General features: G+C 65.2%; 23 protein-coding genes and 2 riboswitches. Of the genes, 8 read left to right on the top strand and 15 right to left on the bottom strand.

All coding sequences use genetic code 11. The features are described from left to right. Positions 1 to 79: 79 nt before the first annotated feature. Entirely contained in the window at positions 80 to 763 is a 684-nt protein-coding gene (locus BMI86_RS00645) for a type 1 glutamine amidotransferase domain-containing protein (RefSeq protein WP_078539317.1), read from the top strand. A gap of 66 nt (positions 764 to 829) precedes the next feature. After that, positions 830 to 1,513, top strand: a complete 684-nt coding sequence (locus tag BMI86_RS00640; RefSeq protein WP_078539316.1) for an SDR family oxidoreductase — start codon at positions 830 to 832, stop codon at positions 1,511 to 1,513. A 91-nt stretch (positions 1,514 to 1,604) separates the two neighbouring features. On the opposite strand, the gene BMI86_RS00635 is transcribed toward BMI86_RS00640, so the two are convergent. The 3 genes from BMI86_RS00635 to BMI86_RS00625 form a co-directional block, all read right to left on the bottom strand. After that, the gene (locus tag BMI86_RS00635; protein WP_078539315.1) at positions 1,605 to 3,053 is read right to left on the bottom strand and encodes an aldehyde dehydrogenase; all 1,449 of its coding nucleotides are present in this window, start codon (positions 3,051 to 3,053) and stop codon (positions 1,605 to 1,607) included. Between the two features lie 214 nt (positions 3,054 to 3,267). Then, the gene (locus BMI86_RS00630; RefSeq protein ID WP_078539314.1) at positions 3,268 to 6,411 is read right to left on the bottom strand and encodes an efflux RND transporter permease subunit; all 3,144 of its coding nucleotides are present in this window, start codon (positions 6,409 to 6,411) and stop codon (positions 3,268 to 3,270) included. Next, positions 6,408 to 7,796, bottom strand: a complete 1,389-nt coding sequence (locus tag BMI86_RS00625) for an HlyD family efflux transporter periplasmic adaptor subunit (RefSeq protein WP_168173755.1) — start codon at positions 7,794 to 7,796, stop codon at positions 6,408 to 6,410. Before BMI86_RS00625 ends, BMI86_RS00630 begins: the two co-directional genes overlap by 4 nt. 221 nt (positions 7,797 to 8,017) lie before the next feature. Here BMI86_RS00625 and BMI86_RS00620 point away from each other — a divergent pair, with 221 nt between their 5' ends. The 4 genes from BMI86_RS00620 to BMI86_RS00605 are packed head-to-tail and all read left to right on the top strand — an operon-like array spanning position 8,018 to position 11,800. Next, positions 8,018 to 8,923: an ABC transporter substrate-binding protein gene (locus BMI86_RS00620; RefSeq protein WP_078539312.1), complete on the top strand. Its 906-nt coding sequence runs from the start codon at positions 8,018 to 8,020 to the stop codon at positions 8,921 to 8,923. 23 nt (positions 8,924 to 8,946) lie between these two features. Further along, positions 8,947 to 10,116: an ABC transporter permease gene (locus tag BMI86_RS00615; protein ID WP_246831600.1), complete on the top strand. Its 1,170-nt coding sequence runs from the start codon at positions 8,947 to 8,949 to the stop codon at positions 10,114 to 10,116. Then, positions 10,113 to 11,048: an ABC transporter ATP-binding protein gene (locus BMI86_RS00610; RefSeq protein ID WP_078539311.1), complete on the top strand. Its 936-nt coding sequence runs from the start codon at positions 10,113 to 10,115 to the stop codon at positions 11,046 to 11,048. The genes BMI86_RS00615 and BMI86_RS00610 overlap by 4 nt, the downstream gene beginning before the upstream one ends. Further along, positions 11,045 to 11,800, top strand: a complete 756-nt coding sequence (locus BMI86_RS00605; RefSeq protein ID WP_078539310.1) for an ABC transporter permease — start codon at positions 11,045 to 11,047, stop codon at positions 11,798 to 11,800. The genes BMI86_RS00610 and BMI86_RS00605 overlap by 4 nt, the downstream gene beginning before the upstream one ends. A 61-nt stretch (positions 11,801 to 11,861) precedes the next feature. On the opposite strand, the gene nrdF is transcribed toward BMI86_RS00605, so the two are convergent. The 6 genes from nrdF to BMI86_RS00575 all read right to left on the bottom strand — a co-directional run bounded on the left by nrdF (position 11,862) and on the right by BMI86_RS00575 (position 17,510). Next, a complete protein-coding gene (gene nrdF, locus BMI86_RS00600) occupies positions 11,862 to 12,851 on the bottom strand; it encodes a class 1b ribonucleoside-diphosphate reductase subunit beta (RefSeq protein WP_078539309.1) in 990 nt (329 codons plus the stop codon). Between the two features lie 8 nt (positions 12,852 to 12,859). Continuing rightward, positions 12,860 to 15,031, bottom strand: coding sequence for a class 1b ribonucleoside-diphosphate reductase subunit alpha (nrdE, locus tag BMI86_RS00595; protein WP_348638952.1), 2,172 nt, complete (start codon positions 15,029 to 15,031; stop codon positions 12,860 to 12,862). Continuing rightward, positions 15,001 to 15,423, bottom strand: coding sequence for a class Ib ribonucleoside-diphosphate reductase assembly flavoprotein NrdI (nrdI, locus tag BMI86_RS00590; RefSeq protein WP_078540383.1), 423 nt, complete (start codon positions 15,421 to 15,423; stop codon positions 15,001 to 15,003). The genes nrdE and nrdI overlap by 31 nt, the downstream gene beginning before the upstream one ends. 12 nt (positions 15,424 to 15,435) lie before the next feature. Then, positions 15,436 to 15,657 carry a glutaredoxin-like protein NrdH gene (gene nrdH, locus BMI86_RS00585; protein WP_078519183.1) on the bottom strand — a complete coding sequence of 74 codons (222 nt, stop codon included), beginning with the start codon at positions 15,655 to 15,657 and terminating at the stop codon, positions 15,436 to 15,438. Positions 15,658 to 15,751: 94 nt separating this feature from the next. Further along, positions 15,752 to 15,947: riboswitch (cobalamin riboswitch) on the bottom strand. Between the two features lie 77 nt (positions 15,948 to 16,024). Continuing rightward, the gene (locus BMI86_RS00580; protein WP_078539307.1) at positions 16,025 to 17,074 is read right to left on the bottom strand and encodes a homocysteine S-methyltransferase family protein; all 1,050 of its coding nucleotides are present in this window, start codon (positions 17,072 to 17,074) and stop codon (positions 16,025 to 16,027) included. A gap of 130 nt (positions 17,075 to 17,204) precedes the next feature. Further along, positions 17,205 to 17,510, bottom strand: coding sequence for a hypothetical protein (locus BMI86_RS00575; RefSeq protein ID WP_078539306.1), 306 nt, complete (start codon positions 17,508 to 17,510; stop codon positions 17,205 to 17,207). Positions 17,511 to 17,634: 124 nt separating this feature from the next. Continuing rightward, positions 17,635 to 17,838, bottom strand: a riboswitch (cobalamin riboswitch). Between the two features lie 128 nt (positions 17,839 to 17,966). Here BMI86_RS00575 and ppsA point away from each other — a divergent pair. Further along, complete coding sequence (gene ppsA / locus BMI86_RS00570; protein ID WP_078539305.1) at positions 17,967 to 20,354, top strand: phosphoenolpyruvate synthase; 2,388 nt, start codon at positions 17,967 to 17,969, stop codon at positions 20,352 to 20,354. A 68-nt stretch (positions 20,355 to 20,422) separates the two neighbouring features. Here the strand turns inward: ppsA and bioB are convergent, their stop codons facing one another. The 3 genes from bioB to BMI86_RS00555 form a co-directional block, all read right to left on the bottom strand. After that, complete coding sequence (gene bioB, locus BMI86_RS00565) at positions 20,423 to 21,409, bottom strand: biotin synthase BioB (RefSeq protein ID WP_078539304.1); 987 nt, start codon at positions 21,407 to 21,409, stop codon at positions 20,423 to 20,425. 2 nt (positions 21,410 to 21,411) lie between these two features. Further along, entirely contained in the window at positions 21,412 to 21,966 is a 555-nt protein-coding gene (locus tag BMI86_RS00560) for a biotin transporter BioY (RefSeq protein ID WP_078539303.1), read from the bottom strand. A gap of 84 nt (positions 21,967 to 22,050) precedes the next feature. Further along, on the bottom strand, positions 22,051 to 22,719 hold the full coding sequence (locus tag BMI86_RS00555) for a GntR family transcriptional regulator (protein WP_078539302.1): 669 nt from the start codon (positions 22,717 to 22,719) through the stop codon (positions 22,051 to 22,053). A gap of 212 nt (positions 22,720 to 22,931) precedes the next feature. Between BMI86_RS00555 and BMI86_RS00550 the strand changes: the two genes are divergently transcribed. Beyond that, positions 22,932 to 24,920 (top strand): ATP-binding protein, encoded by a 1,989-nt coding sequence (locus BMI86_RS00550; protein ID WP_246831599.1) that lies wholly within the window; start codon positions 22,932 to 22,934, stop codon positions 24,918 to 24,920. A 47-nt stretch (positions 24,921 to 24,967) separates the two neighbouring features. Here BMI86_RS00550 and queE read toward each other — a convergent pair whose 3' ends face one another. The 3 genes from queE to queC are packed head-to-tail and all read right to left on the bottom strand — an operon-like array spanning position 24,968 to position 26,729. Next, the gene (queE, locus tag BMI86_RS00545; protein ID WP_078539300.1) at positions 24,968 to 25,678 is read right to left on the bottom strand and encodes a 7-carboxy-7-deazaguanine synthase QueE; all 711 of its coding nucleotides are present in this window, start codon (positions 25,676 to 25,678) and stop codon (positions 24,968 to 24,970) included. Then, on the bottom strand, positions 25,675 to 26,028 hold the full coding sequence (queD, locus tag BMI86_RS00540) for a 6-carboxytetrahydropterin synthase QueD (RefSeq protein ID WP_078539299.1): 354 nt from the start codon (positions 26,026 to 26,028) through the stop codon (positions 25,675 to 25,677). The genes queE and queD overlap by 4 nt, the downstream gene beginning before the upstream one ends. After that, a complete protein-coding gene (gene queC / locus BMI86_RS00535) occupies positions 26,028 to 26,729 on the bottom strand; it encodes a 7-cyano-7-deazaguanine synthase QueC (protein WP_078539298.1) in 702 nt (233 codons plus the stop codon). Before queC ends, queD begins: the two co-directional genes overlap by 1 nt. Positions 26,730 to 26,780: the final 51 nt, after the last annotated feature.

Below are 26,780 nucleotides of genomic sequence, written 5' to 3'. Positions count from 1 at the left end.
CTCTGTTGGGACGCGTTGACGGCCCGAGACGAACAGGACCGGAAATGCCCTGAAACGCACAACGAAGGAGGCCAAACCCATGGCACGTATTCTTATTCTTTCGACCGCAGCTGATGCCCTTGGCGACACCGGCAAACCGACCGGCGTCTGGTACGAGGAACTGGCGACCCCGTATTACGCCTTCCTCGATGCAGGCCACGAGGTGAAAGTGGCGACCATCGGCGGTCGCTCGATCCCGATCGACCCGAATTCCGACGTGACCGGCGATGACGCGCCGGCCTCGGTGACGCGTTTCCGGGATGACGCCGACGCCAAAGCGGTGCTGGAAAACCCGTCGCGGATCGAGGACGAGGACGTGACCGCCTATGACGCGCTCTACATCCCCGGCGGCCACGGCGCGATGTATGACCTCGCCGAGAGCGATATCTCCGCGAAGGCGATCAGCACCGCCTGGGATGGCGGCAAGATCGTCGCTTCGGTCTGCCACGGCCCGGCAGCCTTCGACAAGGTGAAGGACAAGAACGGCGACTCCATCGTGAAAGGCCGTAAGGTCTCGGCCTTCACCGATAGCGAAGAGCGCGGCGTGGGTCTTGCCGACGCGGTGCCCTTCCTGCTGGAAACCCGCCTGCGCGAGCTTGGCGCGAAGTTCGAGAGTACCGACGACTGGCAGCCCCATGCGGTGGCCGACGGGCGTCTGGTGACCGGCCAGAACCCGGCCTCGTCCGAGGCGGCTGCGAAAGAAGTGCTGGCCCTGCTGGGCTGATTTTGAGAGGCGCCGCCCGGTCCGGGTGGCGCCTTCTTCGTTCCCACCAAATTCAAAGAGGCTGACATGTCGAAAATCATTCTCATCACCGGCGCCTCCACCGGGATCGGCGAGAGCTGCGCGCGCCATGCGGTCGAAGCGGGTCACAAGGTGGCGCTGGCCGCACGCTCCGAGGAGAAACTCGAAGCGCTCGTCAAAGATCTGGGTGCAGACAACGCCCTCGCGCTGCCCACCGATGTCACGGACCCAGAGGCTCAGGAACGCATGGTCGCGCGTGCGGTCGAGCATTACGGGCGTCTCGACGTCGTGCTGGCCAATGCGGGCGTCGGCGCTTCGGCGCGCGGGACCGCGGCAGGATCGGTCGAGAGCTTCCAGAAGATGATCGAGGTGAACTGCCTCGCCGTGACCTACACCGCGAAATTCACGCTGCCGCATCTGCGCGCCTCCAACGGGCATATGGTGCTGACCGGCTCCAAGGCGTCGCAGGGCGCGATGTTCGGTTCGGTCTATTCGGCGACCAAGTGGTTCATCCGCGGCTATGCCGACAATCTCGGTGAGGAGCTTGGCGAGGCGGGCGGCCGCGTCACTTGCCTGCATCCGGGCATGGTCGACACGCCGTTCTTCGACGAGGCAAAGCCCGACGCGCTGCGCCCCGACGATGTCGCGCGCGCCTTCCTCTTCGCGATCGACCAGCCCGATCACGTTCTTATCCCGCATCTGCCGGTCTATCCCAAACCGAAGACGGATTGATCCGAGCGGGTCGCCTCTGCGGCGATCCGACATTGAAAGGAGCCGGCCCGAGGGTCGGCTCCTTGCTGTTTCGACCCTCTGAGAGCCCGGCTCAGATCGGGTAATGCTGCTTGGGGTCCTCGACGGTGATCCAGCGCAGATCGGTAAATTCGGCAATCGCCGCGCGCCCGCCGAACCGCCCGTAGCCCGAGGCCTTGACCCCGCCGAAGGGCATCTGCGGCTCGTCGCCCACCGTTGGGCCGTTGATATGGCAGATCCCGGTTTCGAGCCGGTTCGCCAGCGCCATCGCACGCGAGACATCGGCGCTGAAGATCGCGCTCGAGAGCCCGTATTCGGTGTCATTGGCCACTTTCAGCGCCTCTTCGTCGCCCTTCACGCGGATGATCGATTTGACCGGGCCGAAGCTCTCCTCGGCATAGATGCGCATGCCTTCCGACACCCCGTCGAGCAGCGTGGCCGCGACGATCGTTCCCTCGCGCGAGCCGCCAGCGACCAGCTTCGCGCCTTTCCCGGTCGCGTCGGCGATCAGGGCGTCCATCTTCTCGGCAGCCGCTTCGGAGACAAGCGCCCCCAGCGCCACATCGCCGCGCGGATCGCCCGCGGGCAGGGCACTGGCGCGTGCGGCGAGCTTCTCGACGAAAGCGTCGGCCACTTTCTCGTCGACGATGATCCGCTCGGTCGACATGCAGATCTGGCCCTGGTTCATGAAGGCCCCGAAAATCGCGGCATTCACCGCCCCGTCGAGATCGGCATCGTCGAGCACGATCAGCGGCGCCTTGCCGCCCAGCTCCAGCAGCGAGGGTTTCAGATGTTCGCCCGCGAGCCGCCCGATGATCCGGCCGACGGCGGAGGAGCCGGTGAAGTTCACGTGCTTCACGTCCCGGTGCGCGATCAGCGCCTCGACGACATCGGCCGCGTCCTCGGGCGCGTTGGTCACCACGTTGAGCGCGCCCTCGGGAAGTCCCGCTTCTGCGAAACATTCCCCGATCAAACGATGCGTCGCGGGGCACATCTCGGACGCCTTCAGTACCACGGTATTGCCGCAGGCAAGCGCCATCGCGACCGCGCGCGTGCCGAGGATGATCGGCGCGTTCCACGGCGCGATTCCGAGGCAGACGCCCTTGGCGCGCGCGACGCCCATCGCCATCGTGCCGGGCTTGTCGGAGGGGATGATCTCGCCGCCGATCTGGGTGGTCATCGCCGCAGCCTCGCGGATCATGCCGGCCGCGAGATGGACGTTGAATCCGGCCCAGGGCCCGGTCGCGCCGGTCTCGGTGATCATCGCCTGAATGAAGTCGTCGGCGCGGGACTCCATCACGTCAGCGGCTTTCGACAGGATCTTGCGCCGCCCGTTCGGCCCGGTCGCGGACCAGCCGGGAAAGGCGCGCGCGGCAGAGGCCACGACCGCCTCGACATCGTCACGCCCCGCCGCGGCGGCGCGGGTGGCGACCTCGCCGGTGACGGGATCGATCCGGTCGAAACTTGCGCCCGAGGCGGAAGGGGCGGAGGCCCCGTCCAGCAGCATTCCGATCTCTTTCATGGGTATTCTCCTCCTCGATTTCTGTCGCATTTGCGGAGTACCGCGCGCGCCCGTCGGGCATCACGTCTTCCCCGGCAATCATAGTGATAGTCCGGGCACCGAGGCGCGGATTGCAAGGGGGGATGACGTCACAAAACCGCAGCGGCGGGGGGCACCCTCCAAGCGGAGAGCGTCAGGCCGACGCTCTCCGAACCAGATCGGGCGAAGACCTCCGTCAGACGCGCAGCGCGTCGGCGGGGTGTTCGACCGAGGGGGCCGTCTCCTCGGGCTCGGGATCGGCGGTGCTGATACCGAAATCCTCCAGCACCGCGAGGATCGCCGGGGTCACGAAGAGCGACAGCACCGTGGCCGCGCTCAGACCGAAGGCGAGGCTCGCCACGATCGGGCGCAGGAACTGCGCTTGCGTCGAGGTCTCCAGCAAAAGCGGGCCAAGCCCGACCACCGTCGTCAGCGAGGTCAGGAAGATCGCGCGGAAGCGGTCGCGCACGGCCTCCTTTCCGGCCTCGAGCATCGGGGTACCGGTCGTACGTCTCTCGCCGATGAAGGCGTCGAGCAGGATCGCGTCGTTCACCACAACGCCCGCCAGCGTCGCCAGTCCCACGAGGCTCGGCAGCGAGAGCGGCAGGCCCAAGAGCACATGCCCCCACATCACGCCGATCAGGCTGAGCGGGATCGTCGCGATCACCGCGATGGGGCGGATGAAGCTGCCCATGTAGAAGGCCAGCAACAGATAGACCCCGATCGCCCCCGCCGTCATGAAACGCACGAGCGACGCGCCGGTGGTCGCGGTGTCCTGTTCCTCGCCCAGAACCTGCACCTTCACGTCGGGCCGCTTTTGCGCCAGTTCGGGCAGGTAATCGGCCCGCATCGCCGCCATCAGCTCGCGCGAATTGGCCCGCGTCGGATCGATCGTGCCCTGCACCGAGACCGCGCGCTGCCCGTTCACATGGGTGATCGTGGTGTAGCCGCGCGTCTCGCTGACCGTGGTCACGGCCGAGAGCGGCACCAGCGCGCCGTTCTTGCCCGGCACCCGCAGCGCCAGAACATCGCCGATAGCGCGCCGCTCGGAGGGCGCGAGCCGGGCCACGATATCGACCTGACCGCGCGCATCGGCGAAGCTGACCGCGCTGTCGCCCCGGAAGGCCGCGCGCAGCTCCCCCGCCAGCGCGGCAGGCGTCACGCCCAGCAGGTTGGCCACCGCCGGTTTCATCCGCACCACCAGCTCGGGCTTGCCCGGCTGCAGATCGAAGGTCACATCACGCACCCCGTCGAAGCCCCGGAAGAAGCGGCGCAGCTCGCGTGCGGTGGTCGCCAGATCAGCGAGATCGGGGCCGGTGACCAGCAGGTCGATCGGTTTGCCGCCCGCGCCGCGCTCCTTGTCGGTGATCCGGAAGGCGGCCATGTCGGGCATCTTGCCGACCAGCTGCTTCCAGCGATCGAGCACGGTGCCGACCTCGGTGGTGCGCGTCCCTGCGGGCAGCAGCGAGGCGCTCACCGTGGCCATGTTCGGCCCCGTCGTCGGGCTGTCGGCATTGCTGCCATAGGTGATGGTGTAGCTTTGCACGAGGGGCTGGCCGTCCGGCTGAGCGGGGCTCAGCTCGGCATCCATCTCCTTGAGCGCTTTCACGACCTTGCTCACTCGCGCCTCGGTCAGCGAGAGCGGCGCGCCCGCGGGCAGCAGAAGCCGCGCCTCGACCGTGTCGCTCTCCAGCGTCGGGAAGCTCTGATATTTCAGGAAGCCCCCGGTGAAGGGCGCGACCGAGACCGACACGAGCAAGATAGCCAGCCCAAGCGTCAGATAACGCCAGCGCAGCGCGACCCCGGCAAGCGGCACGATGACACGGTCGCGCAGCCGCTCGAAGACGCCGTTGACCGCGCGTTGTACGGGGCCGGGGCGCATGTCGTGTTTCAGCGAGTGGCGCATATGCGCGGGCAGGATCAGGAAGGCCTCGATCAGGCTGACCGTCAGCGTGATCAGCAGCACGATCGGGATGTATTTCAGCAGCGCGCCGATATTGCCGGTCAGGAAACTGAGCGGTCCGATCACCATCGCCGTGGTCAGGAAAGACGCCAGAACCCCGGGAAAGACCTGCATCGTGCCTTTGACGGCGGCGACACGGGCGGGCTCTCCCGTTTGTCGCCTGCGCACGATGTTTTCCGAGATCACGATGGCGTCGTCCATCAACAGACCGGTGGCGACCAACAGCGCCACCATCGTCATCATGTTGATCGTGTAGCCGAGGAACTGCATCGCGAAGATCGCGCCGAGGAAGCTGATCGGCAGACCCATCGCGACCCAGAAGGACATGCGCAGCCCGAAGAACAGCCACATCGCGACGAGCACGAGGATCAGACCCTGCAAGCCGTTGACCCCGATGATGCGCAGGCGTTCGACGATATTGCGCGTGGAATCCGCCGAGATCGCGAGCTGGATATTGCCCGGCGCCTCGGCCTGCGCCTGTGCCATCTCGCGATCGAGTGCGGCCCGCACCCGCAACGCATCCTGCGAGGCGGTTTTCTGGACCGAGACGATGGCAGCGCGCTTGCCGTCGAAATAGGTGGCCTGCGAGGGATCGGCGAAGCCTTCGCGGATCGTCGCGACATCGCCCAAGCGCACCTCGCCGCCCGCGGCACTGCCCGCAATCGGGATCTGCGCCAGCTCGGCAGGCGTGCGCCTCTCGCCGAGGAAGCGGATCGCCACCTCGCCCGAGCGCCCCTCGAGCGAGCCCGCGGGCATGTCGAGGCTGTAGCGCGCCAGCGTCGCGCCCACGGAGCCCATGTCGAGCCCGAAGCGCTCCAGCGCGGCGCGGTCGAACTCGATCGCGATCTCGCGGTCGGAGAAGCCGTTCACCGAGACCAGCGAGATCGCGGGATCGGCGCGCAGTTGATCGGCGAAGCTCTGGGCATAGGCGTAGAGCACCGCGGGATCGTCCGGCCCGGTCACCGCCACCGACGAGACCGAGGCGGTACGCTCGACGATCTGCACCACCGGATCGTCGGCCTTGTCGGGGAAGGAATTGATCCCGTCCACCGCGTCCTTGATGTCGTTGTAGAAGCGCGTCATATCCGCGCCCTCGATCATCTCGGCGGTGATCTGGGCGCTGTTGTCGCGCGCTAGGCAGGTCAGTTTCGCAAGGTTCTCGACCCGCGTCAGGACCGGATCGGTCACGGTGCAGATGCCGGTCTCGACCTCCGAAGGCGCGGCGCCGGGATAGGTGATACGGACCGAGACATCCGAGGGCGGCGTCGCGGGGAAGGTGTCGCGCTGCAAGCTTGGCAGCGCCATCAGCCCGAGCCCCGCAATCGCGATCATCGCGATATTGGCCGCCGTGCGATGGCCAGCGAAAAGCGCGATCATTGCGCATCTCCCGCGGGCTTGGCGGCGTCGCCTTCGGGCGCGGCCCCCTTGCCGCCGCCGCCACCGCCGCCGCCACCGCTGCCCGGTTGCGGGTTGGTGGCCGTCTGGCCAAGCGCCTCGGCGGCGATCTCGGCCTTGCGCGCCTCATCCTCGGTCGCTTTCACCGTCATGCCCGGCACCGCGATGGAGGGATCGGTGACGACCAGCTTGTCGCCCGCCTTGAGACCCTGCGCGATCACCGCCAGATCGCCCGAGACGAAGCTGGTCTTCACCGCGCGCTTCTCCAGCGTGCCATTTTCCGACACTACCATCGCGGTGCCGCCCGCGACCGCCTCGGCGGGCACGACGAGCAGGCTCTGCTTCGGCGCGGCGAGTTCCACCGCCACTACCATGTTGCGCCGCAGGGGCGGGCGCTCGCCCGCCTGCGCCTGACCCAGCGGATCGTCGACGCGCACCACGACGGGCGCGCTTTGCGTGGTCTCGTCGATAGCTTCGCCCATTCGCTCGACCCGGGCCTTCCAGACCACGGGATGCTCGGGCTCGGGCAGGGTGACGCGCGCCTTTAGATCGGTGACCTTGGTGCCATCGCCCGCGAGCCGGAGCAGGGGCCCCATCCGCCCGATCGGGAATTGCGCCGAGATATCGACGGCCGCCACGCCTTCGCCGCTCAGCAGAACCTGACCGCGATTGACGTATTGCCCCAGATCCGCGTCCAGCGAATTTACCCGCAGCTCGAAAGGTGCCGAGATCGTCGACAACCCGATCGAACGGTCGATCGTTGCCGCCTGCGTATCGAGCACCTCGCGTTCGGCCTCGTTCAGCTTCAGCTGGCTCTCAAGATCGGTCACCTTGGTCTGCGCGGTTAGCTGCTGGCGGCGCGCCGCGTCGAGCTGGGGCTGGGTGATCCGACCCAGATCGTGCAGCGTCTTCTGGCGGTCGAGCTCGTCCTGGGCGAGCGCGAGATCGGAGCGCGCCAGTTCGAGGCTCGTGCGCACCGTGTCATCCTTGACCTTGGAGGCCGCGACCTGCGCCTCGAGACTGGCGCGCTGCAGTTTCAGATCGCTGTCGTCGATGGTGAAAAGCGGCGTGTCCTTGGCCACGATATCGCCCGGCGCGAGCGGCTTGGCGATGTCGCGGATTTCCCCCTCTATCCGGGCGACGGCGCGCCACTCGCGCACCGGCGCGACCGTGCCATAGCCGGTGACGCGCGGGATCATCTCGATGGGCGCGAGCGTGATCACCCGCACCAGCGTCGCCGGGCGGTTCGCCTCGCTCGGGCTGGGCAGAGATTTCAGATCGCCCGCAAAAACGATCGCCGCCACACCCAGTGCGGTCGGAACCGCCACCATCGCGAGCCGTGCGAGGCCCGTTCCAATTCCAACCATGACGTCCCTCTTCGCGCATGTCTTTTGACTACTTATGCAAACCTTGGCGCGTCGGGCTAGCGCAAATGTGACGCACCCCCTGAAAGGCCCCGTGGCCGGGCCGGGGCGTCGCATGCGGCTGGTGGGTCGCGGGAGGCTTGGCGGGCGCGGCGCGGGCCCTACCTCAGGCAGGATCTCGTCTCGAGACACGCACAGACATCAGTCAGGGAGCCAGACCAGCCATGAAATATTCTCTCATCGTGGCCGCTGCGGTCTTCGGGGGCGCGCTCGCCTCCGCCGCGCAGGCCGATATCACCGTCTCGTCCAAGATCGACACCGAAGGCGGTCTCTTGGGCAATATCATCGCACTGTCGCTGGAAAATGCCGGGATGCCGGTGGAGCGGCGGTTGCAACTGGGTGGCACGCAGGTCGTGCGCAAGGCGATCCTCGCGGGCCAGATCGACATCTACCCCGAATACACCGGCAACGCGGCCTATTTCTTCAACGAGGCCGATAGCGACATCTGGAAGGATACCACAAAGGCCCATGACCGCGCCGCCGAACTCGACAAGCAGAACGATATCACCTGGCTCGACTCCGCGCCTGCCAACAACACCTGGGCGATTGCCGTGACCGGCGATCTGGCCAAGGAGAACAACCTCACCACCATGTCCGATTTCGGCAAATGGGTGTCGAAGGGCGGCGATGTGAAGCTCGCGGCCTCGACCGAGTTCGTCTCGTCCCCCGCCGTGCTGCCCGCGATGCAGAAGGCCTACGGGTTCAAGCTGAGCCCCGATCAGACCGTGGTTCTTTCGGGCGGTGACACCGCGGCGACCATTCAGGCAGCGGCGCGCGGCACCTCGGGCGTGAACGCGGCGATGGCCTATGGCACCGATGGCGGAGTCGGCGCGGCGGGGCTCGTCGTGATGGAAGACGACAAGGGCGTGCAGCCGGTCTACGAGCCCACCCCGATCGTGCGCGACGCGGTGCTGAAGGAATACCCGAAGATCCCCGAGGTGCTGAACCCGATCTTCGACAAGCTCGACATGCAGACGCTGCAAAAGCTCAACGGTCGTATTCAGGTCGGAGGTGAGCCCGCCGAGGCGGTCGCGAAGGACTACCTGACGCAGATCGGAGTGCTGAACTGACTGCGGCGGCGCGCAAACGGGCGGTGACGCGCTCCGCGATGGCGGGGCTGTCGCCGCCGGGCGTGCTGTTCGCGGTGCTTGGTCTGGCCGCGATCTTCGCGCCCTTCATGACCTTGGCGGCGAACCGGATCGTCGCCGGTGAGGGCAGGGCGCTCTGGACCCTCGCCGCGCCGCAGGTCACGGGGCCGGGGATCGCGCTGATGCTGTTGGGGCTCGCCTTGGGGCTGCCCGCCGCGCGGCCCTTTCTGCGCATCGCGGGGGCTGCGCTTGGCCTTGCGGGGCTGGTCTGGCTGCTGGTTCTCGGCGCGTCTTCCCTGCTCGAGGAGGCAGGGGAGTATGCCCGCGTCTCTCCGGCGGCGGGCTTCTGGTTCCTGCTGGTGGTCTTCGCGCTGATGATGGCCGATGCGCTTTCCGCGCTGTCGCCGGGGCCTGCCGCGCGGGCGGGGCTGCTGGTGCTGGTGCTTGCGCTGATTGGCGCGCTGCTGTGGTCGGGCGCGCTGAGCGATCTGTCCATCGCGCAGGAATTCGCGAGCCGCAAGGACGCTTTCTACAGCGCCAGCCTGCGCCATCTGGGCCTTGCCTTCGGCTCGCTTCTGGCGGCGGCGGTGATCGGCCTGCCGCTGGGCGTGCTCTCCCACCGCAACGCCGGGCTGCGCCGCGCGCTCCTGCCGGTGCTGAGTTTCCTGCAGACCATTCCGTCGCTCGCGATGTTCGGGATCATGATCCCGGTGCTGAGCTGGCTGAGCGGGATTATCCCCGGCGCCCGCGCGATCGGCATCGCCGGGATCGGCTTCGCGCCGGCCTTCCTTGCGCTCACCCTCTATTCGCTGCTGCCGGTGGTCGCCAATGTGCTGGCCGGGCTGCGCACCGCGCCCGCCGCCACACTCGAGGCCGCGCGCGGGATGGGCATGACATGGCGCCAGCGTCTGACCCGGGTGGAACTGCCGCTGGGCCTGCCGGTCGTGCTGGCCGGGCTGCGCATCGTGCTGGTTCAGAACATCGGACTGGCGGTGATCGCCGGGCTGATCGGCGGCGGCGGCTATGGCACATTCGTGTTCCAAGGTCTGAACCAGACGGCGGGCGACCTGATCTTGCTGGGCGCATTGCCCACCGTCGCACTGGCGCTGGTGTCGGCCATCGCGATGGACATCCTCGTCGAACTGACGACCCCCCGAACGGAGCGAGAAGAATGATCGAAATCGACGAGATCACGAAGCTCTATGAGGGCACCGCAGCGGTCGACCACGTGTCGATGACGGTCGAGACCGGGACGATCACGGTGATCGTGGGCACCTCCGGCTCGGGCAAGACGACGCTTCTGCGGATGATCAACCGGCTGATCGAACCGAGCTCGGGCGAGGTGCGGATCAATGGCGAGGCCACCGCCGCGCTGGCCAAGCACGAACTGCGCCGCCGTATCGGCTATGTCATTCAGGGCGACGGCCTGTTCCCGCATTACACGATCGCGGGGAATATCGGCGTGGTGCCGCGGCTTTTGGGGTGGTCCAAGGACAAGACGCGCGCACGTGTCGACGAGTTGCTGGACCTGTTCTCGATGGAGCCTGCGCAGTTTCGCGACCGCTACCCGGCGGAGCTGTCGGGCGGCCAGCAACAGCGCGTGGGCGTGGCGCGCGCTCTCGCCTCGCGGCCCGATCTGCTGCTGATGGACGAGCCCTTCGGCGCGCTCGACCCGATCATCCGGGCCCGGGCACAAGCCGATCTGCGCCATATCCAGCGTCAGTTGGGCTCGACCATCGTGCTCGTGACGCATGACATGGAAGAGGCGATCCATCTGGGCGACCGGGTGGCGGTGATGGATGGCGGCAAGCTGCTGCAACATGGCACGCCCGCCGAGATCATCGCCGCGCCCGCGACCGATTTCGTGGCGCAGATGGTGGGCGGCGTCGACCGTCCGCTGCGGCTGTTGTCGCTGATCCCGGTGTCGGAGGTGCTGGAAGACGGCACCGCCGAGGGCGAGCCGATTGCGCCCGACACGAGCCTGCGCGATGCGCTGTCGCTGTGTCTGTGGCGCGGCTGCGAGGCGCTGCCGGTGGCCGATGGGGACACACCGCTTGGCCGGGTGCCGCTGGCAACGATCCGCGCCCGCGCGGCGGAGCTGGCATGAGCCGTAGCGGCGCGATCCGGGCCGCCTGCGTGGCGCTCTTGCTGGCGCTGGTTCTGCGCCCGTATTGGTTCGCGCCAGTCTTCGCGCCTTTCGCCCCGGCGGGCGGCCCGGTGATCTACGAGCGCGCCTCGATCCTTTCGCTCTCGCTGAGCCATCTGGGGCTCGTGGCGCTGGCCTCCGGCCTGGCGACGCTCGTCGCGGTGGGCCTTGCCATCCTCGTGACCCGGCCTTCGGGCGCTGCCTTCCTGCCGCTGTCGCGCACGATCACCAATATCGGCCAGACCTTCCCGCCTGTCGCGGTGCTGGCGCTGGCGGTGCCTGCGCTCGGTTTCGGGGCGGGGCCAACGCTGGTGGCGCTGTTCCTCTACGGGTTGCTGCCGATCTTCGAGACGGCCATCGCGGGGCTCTCGACCCTGCCGCCCGCCACGATGGAGGCCGCCCGCGGCATCGGTCTGACCCGATGGCAACGTCTGATCCGGGTGGAACTGCCGCTGGCCCTGCCGGTGATCCTGACGGGCATACGGCTATCGGTGGTGATCGCCATCGGCACCGCCACTGTCGGCTCCACGGTGGCCGCGCGCACTTTGGGCGAGGTGATCATCGCGGGGCTTCTGACGAGCAACACCGCTTTCGTCCTTCAAGGCGGCGTGATCGTGGGGCTGTTCGCAGTGCTCGTCTACGACGCGCTGAGCCTGTTGGAGACCGCGCTGACGCGGCGCTTGGGCAGGCAGTCCGCCGGGGCCGATACCTGAAACCGGACAGGCTCGAGGAGCGACCCGCGCCTCGTCCGAGGCGCGGCCCGCTGGCAGGGCTTCAGAACGCCCAGTCTTCGTCCTCGGTCGCGACCGCCTTGCCGATCACATAGCTCGACCCCGAGCCCGAGAAGAAGTCGTGGTTCTCGTCCGATCCGGGCGAGAGCGCGGCGAGGATCGCCGGGTTCACGCGCGTCGCCTCGTCGGGGAACAGCGCCTCGTAGCCGAGGTTCTGCAGCGCCTTGTTGGCGTTGTAATGCAGGAAATGCTTCACATCCTCGGTCAGGCCCAGACCGTCATAGAGTTGCTCGGTGTAGCGGCCCTCGATGTCATAGAGGTCGAACATCAGCGAGAAGGCGAAATCCTTGATCTCGGTGCGCTCGGCCTCGGTCACATGCTCCAGCGCGCGCTGGAACTTGTAGCCGATGTAATAGCCGTGGATTGCCTCGTCGCGGATGATCAGGCGGATCAGGTCGGCGGTGTTGGTCAGGCGCGCGCGGCTCGACCAGTGCATCGGCAGGTAGAAGCCCGAATAGAACAGGAAGCTTTCCAGAAAGACGCTCGCCACCTTGCGCTTCAGCGGGCTGGCCGTCGCGTCGTATTCGTCGAGGATCAGCCGCGACTTCGCCTGCAGATGCGGGTTCTCCTGCGACCAGCGGAAAGCCTCGTCGACCTCGGCCGTGTTGCACAGCGTCGAGAAGACAGAGGAATAGCTGCGCGCGTGCACCGCCTCCATGAAGGCGATGTTCGACAGCACGGCTTCCTCATGGGGCGTCGCGGCATCGGCCATCAGCGCGGGCGCGCCGACCGTGTTCTGGATCGTGTCCAGAAGCGTCAGCCCGGTGAAGACCCGGATCGTGAGGGTCTGTTCGTCCTCGGTCAGTTGCGACCAGCTTTGAATGTCGTTTGACAGCGGCACCTTCTCGGGCAGCCAGAAATTCGAGGTTAGACGGTTCCAGACTTCGAGGTCCTTGTCGTCCTGAAGGCGGTTCCAGTTGACGGCACGGGGGACGGGGCGCGGAACGGGGCGGGGCGTGTGCAGATCTTTCATGGCGGGCCTCACAGGGAACAGGAAACGCAGCCCTGCACCTCGGTCCCCTCAAGGGCCGCTTGGCGCAGGCGGATGTAGTAGATGGTCTTGATGCCGCGCCGCCATGCATAGATCTGGGCGCGGTTGATGTCGCGGGTCGTGGCCTCGGCGGGGAAGAACAGCGTCAGCGACAGGCCCTGATCGACATGCTCGGTCGCCGCCGCATAGGTGTCGATGATCGCCTCGGGGCCGATCTGATAGGCGTCGCGGTAGAACTCCAGATTGTCGTTCGTCATGTAGGGCGCGGGGTAATAGACCCGGCCGATCTTGCCTTCCTTGCGGATCTCGATCTTCGCGGTGATCGGGTGGATCGAGGCGGTGGCGTTGTTGATATAGCTGATCGACCCGGTGGGTGGCACGGCTTGCAGATTGCGGTTCCACAGGCCGGTTTCCATCACCCGGTCGCGCAGGGCGGCCCAGTCGGCGCGCGAGGGCAGGGTGATCCCGAAGCGGTCGAACAGGGCCGTGACGGCCTCACTCTCAGGCAGCCAGTCGCGGGTCACGTATTTTTCGAAGAAGCTGCCATCGGCATAGGCAGAGGCCTCGAACCCCTTGAAACTGCGCCCGTGCTCGGCGGCCAGCCGGTTCGATTCCGCGAGCGCGTGATAGGCCACGGCGGCGAAATAGACGGAGGTGAACTCGATCCCCTCGGGGCTGCCATACTGGATGCGCTCGCGGGCGAGGAAGCCGTGCAGGTTCATCTGGCCCAACCCGATCGCGTGGCTTTCCTCATTGCCCTTGCGGATCGAGGGGACGGCGTTGATCGCGCTCATCTCCGACACCGCCGAGAGCGCCCGGATCGCGGCCCCGACGCTCGCGCCCAGATCGCCGCCATCCATCACCTTGGCGATGTTGAGCGAGCCCAGATTGCACGAGATATCCGTGCCCATCCGCGCATAGCCCAGATCCTCGTCGAATTCCGAGGGTTCGGCCACCTGCAGGATTTCGGAACACAGGTTCGACATGGTGATGCGCCCCGCGATCGGGTTGGCGCGGTTCACCGTGTCCTCGAACATGATGTAGGGATAGCCGCTTTCGAACTGGATTTCGGCCAGCGTCTGGAAGAAGGCGCGGGCGTTGATCTTGCGTTTGCGGATGCGCGCGTCGTCGACCATCTCGTGATATTTCTCGGTGACCGAAATCTCCGAGAAGGCGCAGCCATAGACCCGCTCCACGTCATGCGGCGAGAAGAGATACATCTCCTCGTTTTTCTTCGCGAGCTCGAAGGTGATGTCGGGGATGACCACGCCGAGGCTCAGCGTCTTGATGCGGATTTTCTCGTCGGCATTCTCGCGCTTTGTGTCGAGGAAGCGCAGGATGTCGGGGTGATGGGCGTGCAGATAGACTGCGCCCGCGCCCTGACGCGCGCCCAGCTGGTTGGCATAGCTGAAGCTGTCTTCGAGCAGCTTCATCACCGGGATCACGCCCGAGGACTGGTTCTCGATCCCTTTGATCGGCGCGCCGTATTCGCGGATATTGGTCAGCATCAGCGCCACGCCGCCGCCGCGTTTGGACAGTTGCAGCGCCGAGTTGATGCCGCGCCCGATGCTTTCCATGTTGTCTTCCAGCCGCAGCAGGAAACACGACACGAATTCGCCCCGCGCCTTTTTGCCCGCATTGAGGAAGGTGGGCGTCGCGGGCTGGAAACGGCCCGCCAGCATCTCTTCCATCAGCCGCATCGCCAGCGCCTCGTCGCCGCGCGCGAGCGTCAGCGCCACCATCACGACGCGGTCCTCGTAGCGTTCGAGATAGCGCTGCCCGTCGCGGGTCTTCAGCGTGTAGGAGGTGTAATATTTGAACGCGCCGAGGAAGGTCGGAAAGCGGAACTTGGCGGCAAACGCCGCGTCCCAGATCGCACGCTGGAAATTGCGCGAGTACTGATCGAGCACGGCGGCGTCGTAATAGCCTTCCTCCACCAGATAGCCGAGCTTTTCATCCAGCGAATGGAAGAACACCGTGTTCTGGTTCACATGGCGCAGGAAATATTGCCGCGCCGCCATCCTGTCGGCGTCGAAGCGGATATTGCCCTCCGCGTCATAGAGGTTGAGCATTGCGTTGAGCGCGTGGTGATCAAGCCCCGCGAATTCCGAGGCCGCGGCCCCGCTCGGTTTCACGTCGCTATCGAGCATTCCTGCCTCCAGAAGGTTTCGAGACCTGCGCGCACGCGGTCGATGTCACTGTCCGTGCCTGCCAGCTCGAACCGGTAAAGCACGGGGATATTGCATTTGCGCGCCAGCAGATCGCCCGCGCAGGCGAAGAGTGCGCCGAAATTGCGATTGCCGCTGGCGATGACGCCGCACAGGCCCGCGCGTCGGGCGGGATCGTTGAGAAAAGCGATGACCGGTTTCGCGACCGCACCTCGCCCCTTGCCGTCGGCATAGCTCGGGCAGATCAGGACATAGGGGCCGGGCGGGGTCGGCATCGGAGCCTCAGCCGAAACGGGCAGGCGCAGCGCGGGCAGGCCCAGCCGCTCCACGAAGCGCTGCGTGTTTCCCGACGCCGAGGAGTAATAGATCAGCCTTGCCTGTCCCATCGCGGCTAGGTCTCAGGCCAGCCGGTTGATCATGTCGGGGCGAAAGCCCGCCCAGTGATCCTCGTTCGCGATCACGACCGGGGCCTGACGGTAGCCGAGGTCCTGCACCATCTCCATCGCGGCGGCATCCTCGGTCAGGTCGATCACGTTGTAATCGATCCCCTTGGCATCGAGCGCACGGGTCGTGGCGGTGCATTGCACGCAGGCCGGTTTCGAATAGACGGTGATGGTCATTTTCCTGTCCCTTTGTTTGCTGTCGGCAGCGCGGGACAAGGCTCGTGGGCAGGGCGCAAAGCACACTGCCACGCGCCCGGGCCCTCCGCCGCGGTCGTCGTCTATCTGCTCTGGCAGGTCTCCTGGCTCGCGGCTCGAGCGCCTCTCGGTCCGTCTTCCCGGTGCATCGCACCAGTGACATTCGGACCTAAGGCTCGCCGCTTACAGTTGCGGGGGCAGCGCCGGAATCTCACCGGCTTCCCTCTTCGCCTGCGGAGTGACTCGCAGGAACCAAAGCAACATCATATTGGGTTAATGAGATGACGGCTGTCAATATATAGATTGCCCTGCCGCGCGAAATGCGCGCGCGACAGGGCGGTGTCAAGCCTCAGGCGCCGTCGCCAAGCGCCCGGATATGCGCCGGAAGGCGGGCGTTCTGGCCATACATGAAGTGGTTCTCCATGCGCTCCGAGAAGCGGCTGGCCTCGGTCTCGCGGCCCACGGCCTCGGCCATTTCGCGGATATGCATCGGGCTCGCCCCGCAGCACACGCCGAGGTAATTTACCCCGATCGCCTGCGCCTCGCGGGCGAAGGCGCCGATCTCGTAGCGGTTACACGCCAGCGGATCGAGCGCGGTCGGGAAGGTCCGGCCATGCGGCGAGGGGCAGGTGCAGCCGTTGTGGTCCGAGAGGTTGAAGAAGGTCGGCTCCTCCTTCGTGGTCCGGTAGGGCACGGGCAGGGCGCCGACATGGCAGCTCACCGCCGCGCGCACCTTGCGCAGCCACGGCATCATCGTCTGCGGCCCGCGGAAGCAGTTAAGCCCGACGACATCGGCGCCCGCCTGTTCGAGCTGCTGGCAGGTCTCGACGATGCCGACCCCGTCCATCATCTCATCGGCCGCCATCGGCGCCAGCGTCAGCACCACCGGCAGCCCCGACGCTTTCGCGGCCTCCAGCGCACATAGCGCCTCGCCCGCGTAGTAGAAGGTCTCGCCGATAATGATATCTGCGCCTTCCTCGACCGCCCATCCGATCATCTCGTCGAACATCGCGCGCACCTCGGCCTGCCGTGCCGGATCGGTCGGGTCCCAGATATTCGTGTTCGAGATATTGCCCGCCATCAGGTTGCCGGTCTTCGCATTGGCGACCTCGCGCGCGATCTTCAGCGCCGCGCGGTTGAGCGGCTCCAGCAGGTCTTCCTTGCCGATCACGCGCATCTTCTCGCGGTGGCCGTTATAGGTGAAGGCCTCGACGATATCGCTGCCGGCGCGCTGGAAATCGACATGCAGATTGCGCAGCGCCTGCGGGTATTCGAGCGCGACTTCGGGTACGAATTCCCCGGCGGTCAGATAGCCGCGCCGTTCCAGTTCGAACAGAAAGCCCTCGGCGCAGATCACCGGGCGCGCGTCGAGCAGACGGGTCAGTTTGTTGTCATTCATGGAGAGATCCTCTCAGTTCATCCATGACCATCGTTTGGAAAAGCCGAGCCTCACAGGAAACGGAGTGCCGTTTCCTGCTGCAATGGTCCTCGGCCGGGCCGCTGAATGCGACCGCAAGACGAGAAATGGGTCAGAGGCCCCGTCGGGCGCGAGCACCGCCCCGCCGCACCGGTGGAGGCATCTCGATCTGCAAGGCGAAAGGCTGCGGGGTCAGCGACTCCAGCAGGAGCTCGCAGAACACCTCCACCGCGGGCGAGATCAGGGAGTGCGGATAGGCCTGCATATGAGCGACGATCGCCGCCTTCGCATAGGGCATGTCGCCCGGCAGCGTACCGAGCCATTCCATGTAGCCGAGCGTCCCCAGCTCACGCGCACGCAGCGGCGAGATCGGTCCTATATCGAGTTGTAGCAGTGAAAGCGTTCGTTCCAAAAGCATCGCGCCCTCCGCGCAAAAGGGCGGGATTGGTCGCGGCACGGCGATATGCGAGGTCCGATCTGGTCCATCTCTCGTCTCTCCGTCCCAGGGCACCCCGCCCGGGTTTAAGGTGACCGAGATGCGCTAGGCGCGCATCCGAGATGGCAGGTCTCCTGACTCGCGGGTCGTAGCTTCACCGGACCTTCCCAACCTTTGCAGGTCAGTGGCGTTTCCGGTGGCGCTCGCCGCTTACAGTTGCGGGGGCAGTCACGGAGTTGGGCATCGCCCGCACCGTGTTCCCTTTTCAGCCGACCCTTTGGGGCCGGACACCATCCCGGATTTGATCGCAGGAAAATCTGGCGCTGTCCAGAACGGATTGGGGGATGTGGGACAAGCGGGCCCGCGTTGACAAAGATCAAGGTCAAAATGCGCCTCTGCGATAAAGTGCCCGCAGGTGCAAACAGGGGAGGCGAGCTCATGGCCACGAAGAAAGAAGTCATTCCTTTCGATAGCTTGCGTCGCGAGGATGTCGCGCTTGTGGGCGGCAAGAACTCTTCGCTTGGAGAGATGGTGCAGGAGCTTGGCGCCAAGGGCATTCAGGTCCCGCCGGGCTTCGCCACTACCTCCGACGCCTATCGGATGTTTCTCGAGGAAAACAATCTGACCGAGGCCATCGCGGGCTATCTCGCCGATTACGATGCCGACAAGATCAGCCTTCACGTCGCGGGTCAGAGCATTCGCGACACGATCGTGGCCGGGGACTGGCCCGCCTCGACCGAAGCCGCGATCCGGGAGGCGTATCGCGATCTGTCGAAGCGGGCAGGGGTGCCCGAGGTCTCCGTCGCTGTTCGCTCGAGCGCCACGGCAGAAGACCTTCCCGATGCCAGCTTTGCCGGTCAGCAGGAGACCTATCTCAACGTCTCGGGCGAGGAGGAGCTTCTGACCGCCTGCCGAAAGTGCTACGCTTCGCTCTTCACCGACCGCGCGATCACCTACCGCAAGCTCAGAGGGTTCAATCACCTCGATGTCGCGCTTTCCGTGGGCGTTCAGCAGATGGTGCGCTCCGATATCGGCGGGTCTGGCGTGATGTTCTCGATCGACACCGAAACCGGCTTCGACAAGGTCGTGCTGATCAGCGCGGCCTGGGGCTTGGGCGAGAATGTCGTGCAAGGCGCGGTCACGCCGGACGAGTTTCAGGTCTACAAACCTTTCCTCGGCAAGGCGGGCGTCAAACCGATCATCGAGAAGAAGCTCGGGGCGAAAGAGATCAAGATGATCTATGCCGGGCCGGACGCCCCGAACCCGGTGCGCAACGTGCCGACATCGAAAGCCGAACGCGGGAAGTTCGTCCTGTCGGATGACGAGGTACTGGACCTCGCGCAGCAAGCGGCGACCATCGAAGCGCATTACGGCCAACCGATGGATATGGAATGGGCGAAAGACGGCGTCACGGGGAAGCTGTTCATCGTGCAGGCGCGCCCCGAGACGGTGCAGTCGCGGGTCTCTGCAGGGTCGCTCAGGCGCTATACCATCGGCGCGCACGGTCCGGTCGTCGTCAGCGGTCTGTCGGTCGGCGAACAGGTCGCGACCGGGCGTGTCTGCCTGATCGAAGACGTCAAGGATATCGACGATTTCGTTGACGGCTCGGTCCTCGTCACCTCGACGACGGACCCCGATTGGGTGCCCGTGATGAAACGGGCCTCTGCCATCATCACCGATCACGGCGGCAGAACCAGCCACGCCGCCATCGTCAGCCGCGAATTGGGCGTTCCCGCCATCGTCGGCTGTGGCGACGCGACCCATGTGCTGCACGACGAGCAAGAGGTGACTGTCTGCTGCGCCGAAGGCGACGAGGGCCGGGTCTATGACGGCTTTGCCGAGTTCTCGGTCGAAGATCTGAACCTCGACGCGGTGCCGGAGACCAAGACCAAGGTCATGCTCAACCTCGCCAACCCGGCCATTGCGGCGCGCTGGTGGCGGCTGCCGATCGACGGTGTCGGTCTGGCGCGGATGGAATTCGTGATCTCGAACACGATCCGGGTCCATCCGATGGCGCTGCTGCATTTCTCCGACATCCGGGAGACGGAGGTGCGGGAGGAAATCGAAACGCTCACAAGGGGATACGAGGACAAGGCCGAGTATTTCGTCGATCAACTGGCGCTTGGCCTGTCCCGGATCGCCGCCGTGGCCTATCCGAACCCGATGATCCTGCGGCTGAGCGATTTCAAGACGAACGAATATGCCGACCTACTTGGCGGGCGGCAATTCGAGCCGGTGGAATCCAACCCGATGATCGGCTGGCGCGGCGCCTCGCGCTATTACGATCCCGCCTATGTCGAGGGGTTCCGGCTCGAATGCCGGGCGATCCGGCGGCTGCGCGAAGAGGCAGGCTTCGACAATGTGCTGGTGATGGTTCCGTTCTGCCGCACGCCCGAGGAAGCCGACCGCGTGCTGGCGGTGATGGCCGAGGAAGGGCTGGTGCGCGGATCGAACGGGTTGCAGATCTACGTGATGTGCGAAGTGCCCTCGAACGTCATCCTCGCCGAGGAATTCGCCAAGCGGTTCGACGGTTTCTCCATCGGGTCGAACGATCTGACGCAGCTGACCTTGGGCATCGACCGCGACAGCGACCGGCTCGCGCCGCTGTTCGACGAACGTCACGCCGCCGTTCAGTGGATGATCCGGAGCGTCATCGAAAGAGCGCATGGCGTTGGCGCGAAGGTCGGGCTCTGCGGTCAGGCGCCGTCGAACTACCCGGAATTCGCCCGCAGGCTGGTGGAGTTCGGGATCGACTCGATCTCGGTGACGCCGGATAGTTTCCTGAAGGTCAAAGGCCATGTTGCGGAGGCCGAAGGTCAACGCTGACCCGGATGTGAGCCTGCAGGACGCTGCCGTTAACCGTCTCGGGCAAGTTACCCGAGACAGTCGCGCGCTCAAGCCACGGGTGCCGGTTCGGCGCTCGGCTTCGCGGGGGCCACATGCATGCCCAGCCGCGCCAACAGGTCCTGATCTCTCCAGGCTGCGGGGTTATCCGTGGTCAGAAGCTGATCTCCCACGAAAATCGAGTTCGCGCCCGCGAGGAAGCACAGCGCCTGCCACGCGTCGCTCATCCCGGTGCGGCCTGCCGAAAGCCGCACCACCGACGCGGGCATCAGGATCCGCGCAAGTGCGACGACCCGCACCAGCGCGAAAGGGTCGACCGGCTCGGCATTCTTTTGCACCGGCACGCCGTCGATCTCGTTCCAGAGGTTGATCGGCACGCTGTCCGGGTGCGCGGGCAGGGTGGCGAGCGTCACCAGCATGGCGATCCGATCCGCCTCGGCCTCGCCCATGCCCAAGATCCCACCGCAACAGACCCGAATGCCGCCTTTGCGCACATTTTCGACCGTATCGAGTCGATCCTCCATGGTGCGGGTCGTCGCGATCTCCTGGTAATAGTCCGGCGACGTGTCGATGTTGTGGTTGTAGAAATCCAGCCCCGCCGCCTTCAGCTTCTCGACCTGCTGCGGCGAGAGCATGCCCAACGTCATGCAGGTCTCCAGCCCCAGATCGGAGACGCCGCGCACCATCTCGCACAGCGCATCCATGTCGCGATCCTTCGGGCTGCGCCACGCCGCGCCCATGCAGAACCGTTGCGCGCCTGAGGCCTTCGCGCGTCGTGCCGCGCTCAGAACCTCGTCTGTCTTCATCAGCTTGGTGGCCTTCACGCCGGTATCGTAATGCGCGGATTGCGAGCAATAGCCGCAATCTTCCGGGCAGCCGCCGGTCTTGATCGACAGCAGGCTCGCCGTTTCGATCGCGCTCGGGTCGAAATGGGTGCGGTGAACCGTTTGCGCCTGGTGAAGAAGTTCGGGGAAGGGCAGGTCGTGGATCGCTTTCGCCTGCGCCATGCTCCAATCGTTTCTGATGTCTCCCGCCATGATTACGCGCGCTCCTTCAGGCGAGTGAGGCCCGTCGCGAGACCGCTGGCAATCGCGATCTTGACCAGATCCCCGGGAACGAACGGTGCGACGCCGGTTGCGAGAAGTTTCGACGCCGGCACGAAATTGGCGAGCCAGGCGAGGCCCGCGGCATAGACCACGATCAGCCCGACGAGCATCGCCAGCGCTCTGCCGAGCCAGCCTCGACCTTGTGCGAGCACGCTGATCAAGGGCGCCGCCAGCAGGAAGCCCAGCAGGTAGCCCCCGGTCGGTCCCATCATATAGGCCAGCCCGATGCCGCGCTCGGGTGTGCCCGAGAAGACCGGCACGCCCATAGCGCCCATGGCGAGATAGCTCGCCATTGCGGCGGCCGCCATTCTGGGGCCGACGCTCGCTGCGATGAAGAAGACCGCAAGCGTGTGCAACGTCATCGGCACGGGCCAGAAAGGCACCTGAAGCTTCGCGCCGAGTGTGATCAGGGCCGCGCCGCAAAGCGCGAGGCCAAGGCCGCGCCAGAGAGTGTGGGTGAGCTTCTGGGAAGTATCGAACGCTGTCATTGAACCTGTCCTCAGTCGATAGTTGGAATTTCTATCTATGACTATGCAGGCACATCCGGGGCTATCAATTGAAGTTATAGATAATTATCCAGAAATCACGTAAGTCTCGTGTAAGTTGGCATTTTTTATCGATGACTTGCGTTTGCCGATCCAGCCGACATGGCGTGCCAAGGTTGCGCAGGCCAGGTCTGTCTGTCCCTTGTGGAGGGCGGTGATGATGATCCGGTGGTCATGGTCCGAGCGGGCTTCCCAGTCTCGACGCCAGGCGGCGAAAAGGAAGCGTGCGCTGGTCGTCTGCAGATTGTCGATCGTCTCCAGAAGTCGTGGCATTCCGCAGGGTGTCAGGATCAGCCGGTGGAATTGGCGGTTCGCGGCCTCCCAATCACGGACTGTTCTGGCACTGTCTCCGATACGCGTAACCTGTTCAGCTTTTTGGAGAATTGCGCGTGTCATGTTCGGAGCTGCATGGCGCAGCGCCAAGGGTTCGAGGCTGGCGCGCATCTCCGCCACTTCGCGCAGTTCGGCCACGTCGAACTCGGTCACACGAAAGCCGCGGCGCGCTTCGCTCTCGGCCAATCCGCGCGCCTGCAATTCGCGAAAGGCTTCGCGCACCGGGACGTGGCTCGCGCCGAACTCGCTCGCGATATGGTCCTGTCTCAGGCGGGCGCCGGGCGGAATCTCACCGGAAATGATGCGATCCGAAAGTATCCGCGCGATGCGCTGCGAATGTGTTTCATGGGGTGTATCCGTCATGCTTTATAGATAATTTTTCTCGCGGCAATTCGTCCACCTTTTTTTATGTGACCGAAACATGTTTGTAAGATTAAGGAAAAGCTATACTTGTGATGCGTGGTGGAGACGCACTTACCTGCATTGGATCTTATGTGACTTGGCAAGAAGCTTTCCGGCGTGATGCGCGCGGAACTGAGGACGACGCGGCTCCTGATGCTGGCTACAAAGCCCTGATGGAGCTGATCGATGACGGATTCTGCGTCATCCAGTTCATCGACGGGCCCAGAGGGCCCTTCAGCGACTATGTCCATATCGAAGCCAATTCCGGTTACGAAAGACATACCGGGATCGACGGTATCGTCGGCAAGACCGTGTTCGATGTCGCCCCGCAAGACGGGGCCGAGTGGGTCAAAATCTACGGCGAAGTGCTCAGAACCGGAGAGCCTCTGAGGTTCGAGCGCGAGTTCGTCGAGGCCGGACGGCATATCGAGGTTTCCGCGACGCGGGTGGAGCCCGCCGCGAAAGCGCAGGTCGCGGTTCTGTTTCGCGATATCACCGAGCGCAAACGCAAAGAACGCGAACTACGCGAAAGCCAGCGCCGCGCGGAAAAGAGTGCACGTCACGTCGCACGCGCGCTTTCGGCCGGGGCGATCCTTGGCACCTGGGTCTGGTATCTCGACAGCGAAACCTTCGATCTCGATGAAGAATTCTCGCGCAGCATGGGGCTCGATCCCGCGCAGGGGGCCGAAGGTCTGACGATCGACCAGATTGTCGTGAACGTTCATGAGGACGACAAACCGGGGCTGATGGCGGCGATCGATCGCGCCACGCAGCAGACGACGCCGTATGCATATCAGTTTCGCGTCAAGCGGGCCGACGGGCTGTATCACTGGGTCGAAGCCAATGGCCGCATGGAGGCCGAAACGCCGCGCATCTTCGCAGGCGTTCTGATGGATCTCGATGACCGGCGCGCCATTCTCGAAGAGCGCGACAAGGCGGCGGCCGAGCTGTCCAAGCTGAATGAAACCTTGGAGCAGCGCGTCGAAGAGCAGACCGCGAAGCTCATGCAGCGGGAGGGAGAGCTCCGGCAGGCCCAGAAAATGGAGGCCGTCGGGCAGTTGACCGGGGGGCTCGCCCACGATTTCAACAATCTCCTCACGGCGATTTCCGGGTCGCTCGACTTCGTCGCGAAGCGGCTCGAAGACGGGCGTCGCGAGGAAATCCTGCGCTATCTCGAAGCCGCGCAAGCGTCGACCGAGCGGGCCGCCAGCGTCACACAGCGTTTGCTCGCCTTCTCGCGTCAGCAGTCGCTGATGCCCAAGCCGACCGACGTGCCGCAACTGGTCCGCAGCATGGAAGACTTGATGCGGCACACCATCGGGCCGCATATTCTGGTAAGGGCGGAGGACGACGCAGAGGCCTGGCCCGCGATGGTCGACCCGAACCAGCTTGAAAGCGCGCTTCTCAATCTGTGCATCAATTCGCGCGATGCGATGCCCGATGGTGGCACGATCACGATCAGCACGACCAACGAGGCCATCGAGACCGAGAACTCGGAGCTTCCGCCCGGCGACTACCTGCGGCTGTCCGTGCACGACACCGGAACGGGAATGACTTCGGAGGAAATCTCGAAAGCCTTCGATCCCTATTTCACGACGAAGCCCAGCGAGAAGGGCACCGGCCTCGGGCTTTCGATGGTCTACGGGTTCGCGCGCCAAAGCGGCGGATGCGCGACGATCGACTCCGAACTGGGCAAGGGGACGACCGTGAACATCTTCCTCCCGCGCTCGGTCGAGACGGTCGCGCGCGCCGAAGAGGACCTGCCAGTCAGTGAGGAACCCGCCACAGGGGGCGGACACACGATCCTCGTTGTCGACGATGAGGCAATCGTGCGTTTCGTCGTCGTGGAGGCGTTGGAAGAGGCAGGCTTCACGGTCTATCAGGCGGCGCATGCGGCGGCCGGGCTTCAGGTGCTGCAGGACCAGCCCGAGGTGACGCTTCTCCTGACCGGTATCGGCTTGCCGGGCGGTATGACCGGCCGGGAACTCGCGGCCCGGGCGCGAGAGGCGCGAGAAGACTTGAGGGTGATGTTCATGACCGGCTATGACGAGGAAGCGGCAACGGCCACGACGCTTACGGACACCGAAGTCTTGCTGAAGCCATTCGATTTCGACGAAATGGTGCGGCGCGTCACGAGTTTCGCAAACCGTACCGCTGCGTGACGCGGGTCGCGCCCGAGTGATGTTCGGGGCGCCCGACCCGAGGTGGATCAAACGCCGCGCTTGTTGCCCCAGATCAGGACATGCAGCTGCGGCAGGATGCGGGGCGCAAACCAGTTATCCGCCATAGTGGTGTCGGTCAGCCAGCCAAGCCGGTCGGCCAGACCCTGCGGATCGACCGGAACCTCCGGGTCGACCTCGGGATTGCCCGGTTGAAGATAGAGCGGCAGATCCGGGTGGCGGGCATGGGCGTCCTTCGCCCAATCGTAATCCGCCCGGTCGAAGATCACGATCTTCATCACAGTGCTGCGGGCCGAGTGTCCGGCTGCCACGCACTTGGCAAAGGCGTCCCAATCGACCTGCTCGCCGCTCGAAGGCGGCTTCGGCGACAGCACCAGCGTATCCAGATTGCCAAACCACGGCCGCGCGACAGAGCCCAGTGTCTCGCGGGCGAAGCGGTAGCCGGCAGCCCGCCCGAGCGCGATCAGCGGTCCGAAATCCTGAATGGCCGGGTTTCCGCCGCTGAGCGAGATCGTCAGTGGCCGGTCACTCGACAGGCGGCGCAGCTCCGCCCAGACTTCCTCGGAACTCATCGGCGCCCATGTGTGGCGATAGGCGCTGTCCACCGCGTGGAGGCTGTCGCACCACGAGCAGCGGTAGTCGCAGCCGCCCGCGCGCACGAAGAGCGTGGGCTCGCCGATCAGCGCGCCTTCGCCCTGAATGGTCGGGCCGAAAATCTCGGCGATGCGAAGGGTGGTCATGGACGATACTCGGCCCAGGTCTTGGGCGTCTCGCTGACCAGCGCCGCACTGGTTTCGGGCCATCGTGCCTTGCACCAGTCGTAGAAATGCTTGGCCATGTTCTCTGCGGTCGAGGGCACGTCCATCACGTCGTTCAGGTGCCGGTGATCGAAGGTGTCGTCGATATAGGTCTTGAGCGGTTTCAGATCGTGATAGTCGCGCACGAACCCGTTCTCATCGAGCTTCGCGGCGGCCAGTTCGACGACCACGATGTAATTATGCCCGTGCAGCCGCGCGCATTGATGATCTTCGGGCAGATGCGAAAGCTGATGCGATGCGGAGAAGTGGAATTCCTTGCGGATACGGAACATCAGCGGGCCTCCTTCTCGGCAACGGCCTTGGCCCAGAAATCCGGATCGGCATAGACGGTCGGATCCGCGACACCCGCAAGATGGAACGCCTCGCGCCGCTCGACGCAGGTGCCGCAGCGCCCGCAATGCACATCGCCACCTTTGTAGCACGACCACGTCTCGGCAAAGGGCGTGCCGTGTTTGGAGCCCTCGGCCACGATGTCAGCCTTGGAGCGATGCACGAAAGGCGTCTCCAGCCGCACATCGGCATAGCCGTCGAGCGCCATGCGCTGCATCACATCGAAGGCCTCGGTGAAGGCGGGTCGGCAATCGGGATAGATGAAGTGATCGCCCCCATGCACCGCAGTCGCCACGGCCTCGTCGCCATTCGCGGCGGCCACGCCAAAGCCGATGGCGAGCATGATCGCGTTGCGGTTCGGGACGACGGTGATGCGCATCGTCTCTTCGGCGTAATGCCCGTCGGGCACGTCGATATCGTCGGTCAGCGCCGATCCGGTCAGCGCGGCCCCGATGGGGCGCATGTCGATGAGGTGATGCGGCACGCCAAGGCGGCGCGCGGCGGCGGCGGCGTAATCGAGCTCCTTGCGGTGCCGTTGGCCGTAATCGAAGGAAACGAGCCGCGTGAGATTGCCCTCAGCGGCGACGATATGGGCGAGCGACACGGAATCGAGTCCGCCCGAGCAGATGACGAGAGTCTTCATATTTGAACCCTTGTTTTGATGACCGGGTAGGCTGCGACCGGTTGAGCGGGC

This window comes from Thioclava sp. DLFJ5-1 (assembly GCF_002020115.1).
In the GTDB taxonomy this organism is placed as follows: domain Bacteria; phylum Pseudomonadota; class Alphaproteobacteria; order Rhodobacterales; family Rhodobacteraceae; genus Thioclava; species Thioclava sediminum.
Note: the sequence above shows the minus strand (reverse complement) of the source record. Positions and strands in the feature narration are given on the sequence as shown.